The following is an 11492-nucleotide window of genomic DNA, read 5'->3' as shown; positions in this document are numbered from 1 at the left end:
ACGCCGGCGTCACCCTCATCGACACGGCGGATTCGTACACGATGGAGCAGGACGGCCAGGGGCACAACGAACGCCTCTTCGCCGAGGCGCTCGCGCTGCGACCGAGCGAGGCGGCCGGCAGCCTCGTCGCCACCAAGGGCGGACTCATCTACAAGTCGGGCGGGCCATGGGAACGCAACGGCCGACCCGAGTACCTGCGCCAGGCGGCGATCGACTCCGCCGCGCGACTCGGGGTCGAGTCGATCGGGCTCTACCAGTTCCACCGCGAGGACTACACCACCGCCTACGTCGACTCCCTCGGCGCGATGCGCGACCTCCTCGACGAGGGGCTCGTGCAGATGGTCGGCATCTCGAACGCCATCGAGGAGCAGATCGTGCTCGCCAACGAGATCCTCGGAGGACGCCTCGTCTCCGTGCAGAACCGGTTCTCGCCGATCTTCCAGTCGAGCCGCCCAGAGCTCGACTACTGCGTTGCCAACGGGCTCGCCTTCCTTCCGTGGAGCCCGCTCGGCGGCATCGGACGCGGCGAGGCCGTGTTCGACTCCTCCGCGTTCGCCGAGGTCGGGGCAGAGCTCGGAGTGAGCCCGCAGCGCGTCGCGCTCGCGTGGGAGCTCTCGCTCGGCGAGACGGTCATCCCGATCCCGGGTGCATCGCGGCCAGCCTCGATCGAGGACTCGGTGAAAGCTGCCGACCTCGTGCTGTCGGCCGAGCAGTTGGCGCGGCTGGGCTGATTCCTAGCGCGCAGCTAACGCCGCCTCGTACAGCTCGCGCTTGCCGAGCCCGGTCTGCTCCGCCACCTCCGCGGTCGCCTCCTTGAGGCGAAGGCCCGCGGCCACGAGTGCCTGCACCTGCGCGAGCCCCGTGGCGAGGTCGGCGGTCGCGGGAGCGGCGCCCTCGACGACGATGCAGATCTCGCCGCGGGCCCCATCGGCGAAATACGCAGCGAGCTCGGATGCCGTGCCCCGCTTCACCTCTTCGTGCAGTTTCGTGAGCTCCCGGCACACGACGACGCGCCTGTCGTCACCCAATGCGGTGGCGAGGTCGCGCAGGGACTCCCCGAGCCGGTGCGGGCTCTCGAAGAAGATCATCGTGCGCGGCTCGCGCGCGAGGGCGCTGAAGTAGGCGACGCGCGACTTGCGGGGAAGGAATCCCTCGAAGCTGAACCGGTCGGTCGGCAGCCCGCTGACGGCAAGGGCCGTGAGCACCGCCGAGGGCCCGGGAATCGCCGTGACAGTGACTCCCGCTGCGATGGCGGCCTGCACGAGCACGAAGCCGGGGTCGCTCACGGCCGGCATTCCGGCATCCGAGAGCACGAGCACGTCGCTCGCGGCGGCGAGCGCCACGATCTCCGCCGCCTTCTCGCTCTCATTGTGCTCGTGCAGCGGCAGCAGCCGTGGCCGGTTCTCGATGCCGAGCGCGCGCATCAGATGGATGGTGGTTCGCGTGTCTTCCGCGGCGATCACCTCGGCGTTGCCGAGCGCCTCGATGAGGCGGGCGGATGCGTCGCCGAGGTTGCCGATCGGCGTCGCCGCGAGAATGATCACTCCGCCATTCTCCCCTGTGGCGACAACTAGCATGGCGGGGTGAGCGACTTCGAGAGGGTGATCGGCCTCGACGGGCCCCTCGCCGATCGACCGGTCGGCTCATGGCGACAGCGCTCACGCCGGGGCGAGTGGTGGTCGCGGATGATGGCGACAGAGCAGCGCCGCCGCGCCTGGCGCTGGGGCGTTCCCATCGCCGTCACGCTCATCGCCGCAGTCACCCGCCTGTGGAACCTCGGCCACCCCGGCGTGCTCGTCTTCGACGAGACCTTCTACGTGAAGGACGCCTGGTCGCTGTGGAACCTCGGCTACTCGTCGACCTGGCCAGACGATGCCAACGCGAGCTTCGCAGCGGGCAACCCCGACACCTACACCCAGACCGGGTCGTACGTCGTGCATCCGCCGCTCGGCAAGTGGCTCATCGGGCTCGGCATGGCACTGGTCGGGGCCGGCAACCCCGTCGGCTGGAGGATCGCGACCGCGATCGTCGGCATCCTTGCCGTTCTGCTGCTGTTCCTCATCGCGAAGAAGCTGTTCGGCTCGACGCTGATCGGCGGCATCGCAGCGCTGCTCATGGCGGTCGACGGCAACGCGATCGTCATGAGCCGGGTCGCGCTGCTCGACAACTTCCTGATGTTCTTCGTGCTGCTGGCGTTCGGTGCCATCCTTCTCGACCGGGAGTGGACTGCACGACGCCTCGCGGAGTGGGTGGGGCGGCGCGACGGCGACCTGCTGTGGGGCCCGGTGTTCTGGTGGCGGCCGTGGCTCATCGGCGCGGGTCTCGCCCTCGGCCTCGCCTCGGCCGTCAAGTGGAACGGCCTCTACTTTCTGGCGTTCTTCGCGCTCTTCTCCCTCGTGAGCGACGTGCTCGTGCGGCGGCGGGCCGGCATCGAGTTCTGGCCGATGACGGTTCCGCTGCAGGGTGCCGCGAGCTTCCTGCTCATGGTGCCGCTCGCGATAGCCGTGCACATGAGCACCTGGATCAGCTGGTTCACCACGACGGGCGGCTACGACCGCACCTGGGCGGAGGCTCCCGGCAATGCCGCGACAGGCATCCTGTCCCTGGTTCCCCTTCCGCTGCAGAGCTGGGTGCACTACCAGCAGGCCGTCTACGCGTACCACGTCGGGGAGGTGCGACCGCACGGCTACCAGGCCAACCCGCTCACGTGGCTGTTCATGGTGCGGCCGACGAGCATGTACTACGAGGGAGCGGAGCTCGGACAGAACGGCTGCACGGTCGATCTGTGCGGCTCCTCGATAACCGGGCTCGCGAATCCGCTCATCTGGTTCGCGGCGACCGCCGCGCTCGGCTTTCTGCTCTACCGTCTGGTGCGGCTCCGCGACTGGCGCGCCGGGCTCATCCTCACCGGGGTGGCGGCCGGCTACCTGCCGTGGCTCATGTACCTGAACCGCACGGTGTTCCAGTTCTACACGATCGCCTTCGAGCCCTTCCTCGTGCTCGGGCTCGCCTATGCCCTCTCGACCCTGCTCGGCAGTCGCGACGACCACCCGGATCGACGTACCGCTGGCCTTCGCACGGTGGGGCTGTACCTCGTGCTCGTGCTGCTCGCGAGCGCCTTCTTCTGGCCGCTGTGGACCGGCATGCAGCTCGACTACCAGTACCTGCGCGCACACTGGTGGCTGCCCAGCTGGCGCTAGCCCGTAACCGGGCGTCGCACCACAGTGCGGCCGCGATAATCTGTCCCTTATGGCAGATAGAGAGTACGGCTTCCGCACGCGCGCGATCCACGCAGGCAACATCCCCGACGCAGTGACCGGATCCCGCGCCCTGCCGATCTACCAGACGAGCGCCTTCGTCTTCGACGACACCGCGGATGCCGCCGCCCGCTTCGCCCTGCAGAAGTACGGCAACATCTACTCCCGCCTCGGCAACCCGACCGTGGCCAGCTTCGAGGAGCGGGTCGCCTCCCTCGAGGGCGGGCTCGGGGCCGTCGCCACCGCGAGCGGTCTCAGCGCCCAGTTCATCACCTTCGCCTCGCTCGCCGGGGCCGGCGACCACATCGTCGCCTCTGCCAATCTCTACGGCGGCTCGATCACGCAGCTCGACGTGACCCTGCGCCGCTTCGGTGTCGAGACGACCTTCGTCGCCTCCTCCGACGCCGCCGACTACGCCGCGGCGATCACCGACAAGACCAAGCTGATCTTCGCCGAAATCGTGGCCAACCCCTCTGGCGAGGTCGCCGACCTCGAAGGCCTCGCCGAGGTCGCCCACGCGCACAACATCCCGCTCATCATCGACTCGACCCTCGCGACGCCCTACCTCAGCCGCCCGATCGAGTGGGGAGCCGACGTCGTCGTGCACTCCGCGACCAAGTTCCTCGGTGGAGCAGGCACGACCCTCGGCGGCGTGGTCGTCGAGTCTGGCCGGTTCCACTGGGCCAACGAGCACTTCCCTCTCTTCGACCAGCCGGTTCCCTCTTACGGCGGCCTCAACTGGCACGGCAACTTCGGCGAGTACGCCTTCCTCACCCGCCTTCGTGCGGAGCAGCTGCGCGATATCGGCCCGTCGCTGTCACCGCACTCTGCCTGGCTGCTCGCGCAGGGGGTCGAGACCCTGCCGTTCCGCCTGCAGGCACACGTCGACAACGCCCGCATCGTGGCGGAGTGGCTCGACGCCGACCCGCGCATCGAGTTCGTGAACTGGGCCGGTCTTCCCGCGCACCCGCACCACGAGCGCGCCAACAAGTACCTGCCCAAGGGGCCGGGAAGCGTCTTCTCCTTCGGCGTCAAGGGCGGCCGCCCGGTCGGCCAGAAGTTCATCGAGAGCGTTAACCTGGCAAGCCACCTCGCCAACATCGGCGATGCGAAGACCCTCGTCATCCACCCCGCCTCGACCACCCACGCGCAGCTCACCGAGTCGCAGCTGCTCGAGGCAGGCGTGCTTCCCGGCCTCGTGCGCATTAGCGTGGGAATAGAGGATCCAGACGACATCGTCTACGACCTCGACCAGGCACTCACCGAAGCACTCGGAGGCAAGTGATGTCCGACACCGTTACGACCCACCTTCCCAACGGGCTGAGCTGCGACATCCCGGCATCGTCGCCACTGGCGAAGCTGCTCAAGTCGCAGCGCACCTGGGTCGGCCCGAGCGCCAAGGAGCGCCTGGCGATCCTGCGCGGCGCGAAGTCCATCGCGATCGTCGGCGCCTCGCCGAACTCGGCTCGGTCGAGCTACTTCGTCGGCACCTACCTGCTGCAGTCGAGCGACTACCGGGTCTACTTCGTCAACCCCAACGCCGATGAGATCCTCGGCCACAAGGCCTACCCCGACCTCGCCTCCCTCCCGGAGGTGCCAGACATCGTGGATGTCTTTCGCAAGGCGAGCGATATCCCGTCGGTCATCGACGACGTCATCGCCGTCGGCGCCAAGACCGTGTGGGTGCAGCTCGGCATCTGGAACCAGGAGGCCGCGGAGTACGGCGAGTCGAAGGGGCTCACCGTCGTCATGGACCGCTGCCTCAAGGTCGAGCACGCGCGCTTCCACGGCGGCCTGCACCTCCTCGGCTTCGACACCGGGGTCATCACCTCTCGTAAGGCCGTTCTCTAGGCGAGAGCCTTCCGCGGCGTGCGAACGCCGACGACGAGCAGCCAGAGCAGCAGCACGATCTCGGCCACGGTCGAGATCGTCAGCGTCACCACCGTGAGGCCAACGAGCGGTGCGGGCAGGGCGAATGCGAGCACGGTGCCGAGCAGCCACGACACGCTGCCGACGATCACGATGACGCCGATCGCCCGGGGGAAGCGGGCAGAGCGGTAGGCGAGCAGCCCGACCGGCACGAGCCACAGGCCGAAGAACACCCCGTTGAGCAGCGAGCCGGTGTGCTGCAGATCGAGCAGCAGCAGCACGAGGGCGTCGCGGCCGGCGGGGCCGAGAGCGTCTGCGTAGCCCGAGTCCGTGGCGGCGCGGGCGGCACCCACGAGGAAGGCGAGCGGCAGCAGCAGAGTGCCAGCGCTCACCGCCGTCGCGGTGACGATCGCGGATGCCAGGCGGGCGCCATCCGCGTGCAGTAGCTGCCGCAGCGCGAACCCGAGGGCGACGAAGGCGATGGCCATGAGGATGTCGGCGACGACGACCCAGCGAACCAGCACCTCGTTGGCTGCGACGTTCGCCGCCGTTGCCGCCGCGTCATCCGCGACATAGAGCGCGCCGCCGGCGCTGTGCGCCCAGCCGCCGAGCGCCGCCACCGCGAGGTAGAGCAGCCCGGCGATGCGCGCAAGTCCCTTCTCGCCCCGCATCACCGCACCTCGCTGCGCTGGGTGCGAACGCCGACGATGAGCAGGTAGAGGATGAGCCCGAACTCCGCCACGACCGTCGGCAGCGTCACGATGTCGCGCACGACCGACAGCTCGGAGGGCAGCACGATCGACAGCACCGGGTCGAGCAGCCACGCGATGCTGCCGACCACGACGACCGGGCCGACGAAGCGGTGGAAGAGCGGGGAGCGACGGGCGATGAGGCCGACCGGCAGCAGCCACAGGCCGAAGAACACCCCGCCGAGCACGTAGCCGTAGTGGTGGAGGTCGAGCAGCAGGAGGGGAAGCGACGGATCCATCGCCGCGTAGGCGGAGTCGGTCGCTGTGACGAGGGCGCCGACCTGGAAGGTGAGGTTCACCAGGATGCTGCCAGCCCCCACGGAGACGAACACGAGGATCGCGGTGGCGAGCCGCGCGCTCTCCGACCGGAGCAGGCGCTGCAGGGCGAGCCCGAGCAGCACGAACACGAGTGCCATGAGCACATCGGCGGCGATGCCCCAGCGGAACAGCGCCTCGTTGGCGCCGATTCTTCGTGCGGTCTCTGCGGCATCGCCCGGCACGAAGACGGCAGCGCGCACGACGAGCTGCGCCCACATGCCGAGGAGCGCGAGCAGCAGGTAGAGCGCTCCAGCCACGCGGGCAAGAACTGTGGGGTTCGACATCGGTTTCTCCTTGTGGTCTGGCGGCTTCTCGGCGCGCCGATGAGAGCTCGCACGCGAGCGCGCCGAGCCGGCTGAGGGGCTAGTCCTCGTACTGGAAGACGGATTCGAGCGGCAGCCCGAACACCCTCGCTATCTGGAACGCCATCTCGAGCGAGGGCGAGTAGCGGCCCTGCTCTATCGCCATGATGGTCTGGCGGGTGACGCCGATGCGGCGCCCGAGCTCTGCCTGGGTCATCTCGCCGTTGGCGAAGCGCAGGGCCCTCACCGAGTTGGCTACCCTCGTCGGCCTATCCATGGAACGAGCTGCGATATGCGCGGATCTTGGCGACGTTTGCCCAGGTCGCCCCGACCGCACCGACCGCGAAGAGCGCGCTGCCGATCCAGAACTGGTCGAGGTCGAGCATGGCGAGAGCAAGCACGAGGCCGATCCCGATGCCGATGACGGCGAGGTTCGAGCGCTCGCCGTAGTGGCTGATCTGGGTGTCGCGGATGTCGGACTCCTGCTCTGGCACCCGCGTCACAATCGCCGCGACGATGGCACTCACGATCGTGCCGACGATGGTTCCCGCGATCACGACGCCGATCGCCACGAGCATGGGCACCTGCCATGCGATGTCGTCGACCGGGGTGGTTGCCGTCTGCGGCAGCACCGTGGCGAAGTACCCGACGGTGGTGATGGGCACGAGCACGCCGTAGACCCACGTCGTGCGCTCCCCCATCGTCATCGGCACGGGAGCATCGTCGAGATCGGGGGCAGCTGGTCTGTTCATGCAATCAATGTATGGCTGGGCGAACCTTAAGTCAAGAATTATTAACATCAAGTCAAAGGGAGCGAACATGGCGGCTCGTGGGTTACGGCACGTTTCAGCACCCGTGCACTCGTGAGCACCGCCCACCTACGGTTGGCTCATGACTACCGGTCCCCTGCTCATCTCACCGATCGTCTCGACGCAGTGGCTCGCCGACCACCTCGGCGCAGACAACCTCGTCGTGCTCGATGCCACGGTCTTCGTGGCACAGCTGCCGGGTGGAGCCAGCGGCTACGTCAGCGGTCACGAGAAGTACATCATCGACGGCCACATCCCGGGCGCCGTGTTCGCCGACCTCACCGACGTCTTCTCCGACCCGACCGGTGACTACCCCTTCACGCGTCCCAGCGAGGAGCTGTTCACCGTCGCCGCAGAGTCGGTTGGCATCGACAACGAGTCGACGGTCGTCGTGTACGACGCGGCGGTCGGCCAGTGGGCATCCCGCATCTGGTGGCTGTTCCGCGCCTTCGGCTATGACAACGTCGCGGTGCTCGACGGAGGGCTGGCGAAGTGGCTGGCCGAGGAGCGCGAGACAGACGTCGGCCACGTGGAGCCGACCCCGACATCCTTCACCGCCATCGAGCGGCCAGAGCTCTGGGTCGACAAGGAGTTCGTCGCCGCCACCGTGCGAGGCGAGACGGATGCCGCCCTCGTCTGCGCGATCCCCCCGGCGGAATTCAGCGGCGAGTCCGGCAACCGCCCGCGCCTCGGCCACATCCCTGGCAGCCTGAGCGCGCCAGCCGGGCGGCTCGTCAGTCGCGAGAGCAACGCCCTCCTGCCTCTTGAGAGCCTGCGCGCGACCTTCGCCCCCGTGCTCACGGAGCCGCGCGTCGTCTCCTACTGCGCCGGTGGCATCGCCGCCGCATCCGACGCCCTCGTGCTCACCCTCCTCGGGCACCGCAATGTCGCCATCTACGACGGCTCGCTCAACGAGTGGGCAGCCGACACCGCGGCGCCGCTCGTCACTGCCTGAGGTCTGCCACCTCGAACACCGGCAGCGCACACACGAACTCGCGGCATGCGTAGGCCGTCGGGCGACCGTCGATTGCCGATCGACCCGCGAACAGCTCGAATCCCGCCGCCTCGAACTCGCGGGCCTGGTGCTCGGTCACCGCGATGGAGATGGAGCCAGAGCGGTAGGAGCGCCGCGCGTGCTCTGCCAGCTCGCCCTCCCCCACCACCACGAGCTGCTGCGCCTCCGCGCTCAGCGCGCTCATCACCCCGAGCGCTGCGCCGAACGACATCGGCCGCTCGGTGGCGAGGGTTGAGACTGACGACATCGCCCCGTGAGCGGCCTCGCGATAGCGCTCGCCAGCACCGAGCAGCCACAGCCGATGCGCAGCCGAGGCCATCGCGGTGATACCGCTCGGGTATGCGCCCTCACTCGGGTCGGTCTCGAGAGCGAGCCCAGCGGCGGCGAGGGTTGCATCTGGACCGGTGGGAACGGCGAGGTCGGGAAGGCAGGCGTCGACGAGCCCGCGGGCGGCGACGGCGAACCGCGGCTCTCCCGTTGCCTCGGTGAGGCGCAGGAGGGCGCTCGCGAGCATCCCGTAGTCCTCGAGCGTCGACGGCGCGGGCGAGAGCACCCCACCGATCGACGTGCGCACGAGGCGGTCTGCCAGCACGTGGTGCTCGAGCAGGTAGTCGGCCGCGGTCGCCGCCGCGGCAACCCAGTGCGGATGCCCCAGCAGCGATCCAGACACCGCGAGCGCCTCGATCGCCAGCCCGTTCCACCCCGTCAGCACCTTGCCGTCGAGCGCGGGCGGCGGCTGCGCCGCCCTCGTCGATGGGTCGAGCTCGTAGTAGGTGCCCTCGACCCGCACACCATCGACAAGGCTCTCGCTGTCTTGCGCGGACGCGAACACCCCGCCATCGACCCGCAGCGTCTCGAGCAGGAACCGGGCGATACCCTCGGCCGTCGCGGCATCCCCCACCCGGGCGTAGCACGTCAGCAGCAGCGCGTTGTCGTAGAGCATGCGCTCGTAGTGCGGCTCGGTCCAGTCCTGACGCGTCGCATACCGGAAGAAGCCGCCGTCGACCTCGTCGCGGAGAGTGGAGGCCGCCATCGCTGCCAGGGTGCGGGTCGCCAGGTCGCCGGCTGCCGCATCCATCGCATCGGAGCGGTCGAGCAGAAAGCCGAGCACGGTCGCTATCGGAAACTTCGGGGCGGTGCCGAACCCGCCGTGCACTGGGTCCTCGAGCGACGCGAGCCGGGCGACGAGCGGGTCGAAGTCGGTGACGACCCCCTCGCCGGCCGCCCTCGCATACCCCGCCAGCGCCTCGGTGATGCCCCGCGCGTTCGAGAGCACCTCGTCGCGGCGGTTGTCCCATGCGTCGAGCACCGCGACGAGAACGTCACGAAAGGCCGGATGCCCGAGCACGGGCTGCGGCGGCCAGTACGTTCCCCCGAAGAACGGCCCGCCATCCGGCGTGACGAACACGTTGAGCGGCCAGCCGAGGTTCTCTGTGAAGGCGCTCGCCGCCGCGAGGTAGCTCGCGTCGACATCGGGGTACTCCTCGCGGTCGACCTTGATCGCCACGAAACCGGCGTTGAGCAGCTCGGCGAGCTCAGGATCGCTGAAGCTCTCGCGCGCCATCACATGGCACCAGTGGCACGTCGAGTAGCCGATGCTCACGAGCACCGGCACGGTGCGGCGGCGCGCCTCGGCGAACGCCTCCTCGCCCCACGGAAACCAGTCGACAGGGTTGTCGGCGTGCGACCGCAGGTACGGCGAGGTGGAGTGCTCCAGGCGGTTCACGTCAGAAGGTGGCCGTGTCGGGGTCGCTTCCCTTGCGACCGGCGTCGCCCTTGTCGAGGGCGGTGATCGCCGCCTGCTCCTGGGGGGTCAGCTCGAAGTCGAAGATGTCGAGGTTCTCTGCCATGCGCTCGCGCCGGTTCGACTTGGGAATCGCCACGTGGCCGATCTGGATGTGCCAGCGCAGAATCACCTGCGCGAGCGACTTGCCGTGCGCGGCGGCGATCGCGGCAACCCCGGGATCGTCGACGAGGGCGCCCTGCCCCAGCGGGCTCCACGACTCCGTCACGATGCCGTGCTCGGCATTGAAGGCTGCCGACTCCCGCTGCTGAAAATCGGGGTGGAACTCGATCTGGTTGACCGCCGGGACGAGCCCGCCGAGGTCGAGCACCTTCTGCAGGTGGTGCGGCTTGAAGTTCGAGACGCCGACCGACCGTGCGCGCCCCGACGCCGCGATCTCCTGCAGCGACTCCCAGGCCTCGAGGTAGTGGCCGCGGTGCGGCGACGGCCAGTGGATGAGATAGAGGTCGACGTAGTCGAGCTTCAGCTTCTCTAGCGAGAGGTCGAACGCGTCGAGGGCCGCCTGCCGCTGCTGGTCGGAGTTCCACAGCTTCGTGGTCACGTACAGCTCGTCGCGATCGATACCGGATGCCGCGATCGCAGCGCCGACACCCTCCTCGTTGTCGTAGGCCTTGGCCGTGTCGATGTGGCGGTAGCCGACCTCGAGGGCATCTCCGACGACGCGCTCCGTCTCGGTCGGATCGACCTTGAAGACGCCGAAGCCGAGCTGCGGAATGGACTCGCCGGAATTGAGGAGGATGGTGGGAACAGTCATCCTTCAACGCTAGTGCGCGGGCGTGCCGTGCCGCTTGCGACTCCGGGGTTCCCCACGTCGCGCGCGCGACCCCGGCGCCCGCGCTTCTCCTCCCGCAGTCGTTGAGCAGCGAACGAGCTCGGCTCGGTTCGCCGAGGCTGGATCGGCAGCGCGTGGGTGGGGAGTTGGTCATTGCGGGCGGCGGTGCCGATTCGGCGCTCCCACATCTTCCGAAGCCGGTGCACCTCCTCCTCCAACTGATCGAACGCGGATATTTCTAAGCTGTACATGCGATTGGCCCATTCGTGCCGCACGTTCACCCATTCGTGCTCGCGCAGCACCTTCAAGTGATGCGATGTGGCAGAGCGACCGACGCCAAACTCGAAACTGATGCATTCCGCGAGCAACCCGGATGAGTGCTCACCGCTGGCAAGGATCTCGATTATTCTGCGTCGAATCGGCTCCGCGAAGACGGTGAAGGGATGCATACGTCATCCAATCGCCATGGGACGCGGCTACCCACTCCGGGAGTGCGATGTGTTGACAACGCTGCGGTATCGCGTCTGGTGAGGAGGCTCGCATCCCATCGGCGTGTCGCCACGGTCACACGGCGGCCTCGGAAACGATGTGCCAGTT

Annotated in this window: 13 protein-coding genes; 5 read left to right on the top strand and 8 right to left on the bottom strand. The window is 68.5% G+C overall.

Annotated elements, in window-relative coordinates:
• The coding region (locus AC14A7_RS02380; protein ID WP_484006283.1) for an aldo/keto reductase at positions 1-731 on the top strand (731 nt) is incomplete at its 5' end.
• 3 nt (positions 732-734) lie between these two features.
• On the opposite strand, the gene rsmI is transcribed toward AC14A7_RS02380, so the two are convergent.
• Positions 735-1544, bottom strand: a complete 810-nt coding sequence (rsmI, locus tag AC14A7_RS02375; RefSeq protein WP_484006282.1) for a 16S rRNA (cytidine(1402)-2'-O)-methyltransferase — start codon at positions 1542-1544, stop codon at positions 735-737.
• Between the two features lie 39 nt (positions 1545-1583).
• Between rsmI and AC14A7_RS02370 the strand changes: the two genes are divergently transcribed.
• From AC14A7_RS02370 to AC14A7_RS02360, 3 genes are read left to right on the top strand one after another with little or no spacing between them, the layout of a single operon-like run.
• Positions 1584-3200 (top strand): dolichyl-phosphate-mannose--protein mannosyltransferase, encoded by a 1617-nt coding sequence (locus AC14A7_RS02370; protein ID WP_484006281.1) that lies wholly within the window; start codon positions 1584-1586, stop codon positions 3198-3200.
• 49 nt (positions 3201-3249) lie between these two features.
• Positions 3250-4542: an O-acetylhomoserine aminocarboxypropyltransferase/cysteine synthase family protein gene (locus AC14A7_RS02365; protein ID WP_484006280.1), complete on the top strand. Its 1293-nt coding sequence runs from the start codon at positions 3250-3252 to the stop codon at positions 4540-4542.
• Positions 4542-5108 (top strand): CoA-binding protein, encoded by a 567-nt coding sequence (locus tag AC14A7_RS02360; RefSeq protein ID WP_484006279.1) that lies wholly within the window; start codon positions 4542-4544, stop codon positions 5106-5108. Before AC14A7_RS02365 ends, AC14A7_RS02360 begins: the two co-directional genes overlap by 1 nt.
• On the opposite strand, the gene AC14A7_RS02355 is transcribed toward AC14A7_RS02360, so the two are convergent.
• The 4 genes from AC14A7_RS02355 to AC14A7_RS02340 form a co-directional block, all read right to left on the bottom strand.
• Positions 5105-5797, bottom strand: coding sequence for a DUF4386 domain-containing protein (locus AC14A7_RS02355; RefSeq protein WP_484006278.1), 693 nt, complete (start codon positions 5795-5797; stop codon positions 5105-5107). The genes AC14A7_RS02360 and AC14A7_RS02355 overlap by 4 nt on opposite strands.
• The gene (locus AC14A7_RS02350; RefSeq protein WP_484006277.1) at positions 5797-6477 is read right to left on the bottom strand and encodes a DUF4386 domain-containing protein; all 681 of its coding nucleotides are present in this window, start codon (positions 6475-6477) and stop codon (positions 5797-5799) included. Before AC14A7_RS02350 ends, AC14A7_RS02355 begins: the two co-directional genes overlap by 1 nt.
• Before the next feature lie 79 nt (positions 6478-6556).
• Positions 6557-6772, bottom strand: a complete 216-nt coding sequence (locus AC14A7_RS02345; RefSeq protein WP_484006276.1) for a helix-turn-helix transcriptional regulator — start codon at positions 6770-6772, stop codon at positions 6557-6559.
• Positions 6765-7247: a hypothetical protein gene (locus AC14A7_RS02340; protein ID WP_484006275.1), complete on the bottom strand. Its 483-nt coding sequence runs from the start codon at positions 7245-7247 to the stop codon at positions 6765-6767. Before AC14A7_RS02340 ends, AC14A7_RS02345 begins: the two co-directional genes overlap by 8 nt.
• A gap of 139 nt (positions 7248-7386) precedes the next feature.
• Here AC14A7_RS02340 and AC14A7_RS02335 point away from each other — a divergent pair, with 139 nt between their 5' ends.
• Positions 7387-8259 (top strand): sulfurtransferase, encoded by an 873-nt coding sequence (locus AC14A7_RS02335; protein ID WP_484006274.1) that lies wholly within the window; start codon positions 7387-7389, stop codon positions 8257-8259.
• Here AC14A7_RS02335 and AC14A7_RS02330 read toward each other — a convergent pair.
• Genes AC14A7_RS02330 through AC14A7_RS02320 form a run of 3 tightly spaced genes read right to left on the bottom strand, consistent with a single transcriptional unit; the run spans position 8249 to position 11344 of the window.
• Positions 8249-10045, bottom strand: a complete 1797-nt coding sequence (locus tag AC14A7_RS02330) for a thioredoxin domain-containing protein (RefSeq protein ID WP_484006273.1) — start codon at positions 10043-10045, stop codon at positions 8249-8251. The genes AC14A7_RS02335 and AC14A7_RS02330 overlap by 11 nt on opposite strands.
• A 1-nt stretch (position 10046) precedes the next feature.
• Positions 10047-10877, bottom strand: a complete 831-nt coding sequence (locus AC14A7_RS02325; protein WP_484006272.1) for an aldo/keto reductase — start codon at positions 10875-10877, stop codon at positions 10047-10049.
• A complete protein-coding gene (locus AC14A7_RS02320) occupies positions 10874-11344 on the bottom strand; it encodes an ArsR/SmtB family transcription factor (protein ID WP_484006271.1) in 471 nt (156 codons plus the stop codon). The genes AC14A7_RS02325 and AC14A7_RS02320 overlap by 4 nt, the downstream gene beginning before the upstream one ends.
• Positions 11345-11492 lie beyond the last annotated feature (148 nt).

Source organism: Conyzicola sp. (assembly GCF_057073975.1).
Note: the sequence above shows the minus strand (reverse complement) of the source record. Positions and strands in the feature narration are given on the sequence as shown.

Coding starts and splice junctions, on each gene's coding strand:
- AC14A7_RS02365 (WP_484006280.1), top strand. CDS start 3,250: ATGGCAGATAGAGAGTACGGCTTCCGCACGCGCGCGATCCACGCAGGC.
- AC14A7_RS02360 (WP_484006279.1), top strand. CDS start 4,542: ATGTCCGACACCGTTACGACCCACCTTCCCAACGGGCTGAGCTGCGAC.
- AC14A7_RS02355 (WP_484006278.1), bottom strand. CDS start 5,797: ATGCGGGGCGAGAAGGGACTTGCGCGCATCGCCGGGCTGCTCTACCTC.
- AC14A7_RS02350 (WP_484006277.1), bottom strand. CDS start 6,477: ATGTCGAACCCCACAGTTCTTGCCCGCGTGGCTGGAGCGCTCTACCTG.
- AC14A7_RS02345 (WP_484006276.1), bottom strand. CDS start 6,772: ATGGATAGGCCGACGAGGGTAGCCAACTCGGTGAGGGCCCTGCGCTTC.
- AC14A7_RS02340 (WP_484006275.1), bottom strand. CDS start 7,247: ATGAACAGACCAGCTGCCCCCGATCTCGACGATGCTCCCGTGCCGATG.
- AC14A7_RS02335 (WP_484006274.1), top strand. CDS start 7,387: ATGACTACCGGTCCCCTGCTCATCTCACCGATCGTCTCGACGCAGTGG.
- AC14A7_RS02325 (WP_484006272.1), bottom strand. CDS start 10,877: ATGACTGTTCCCACCATCCTCCTCAATTCCGGCGAGTCCATTCCGCAG.
- AC14A7_RS02320 (WP_484006271.1), bottom strand. CDS start 11,344: ATGCATCCCTTCACCGTCTTCGCGGAGCCGATTCGACGCAGAATAATC.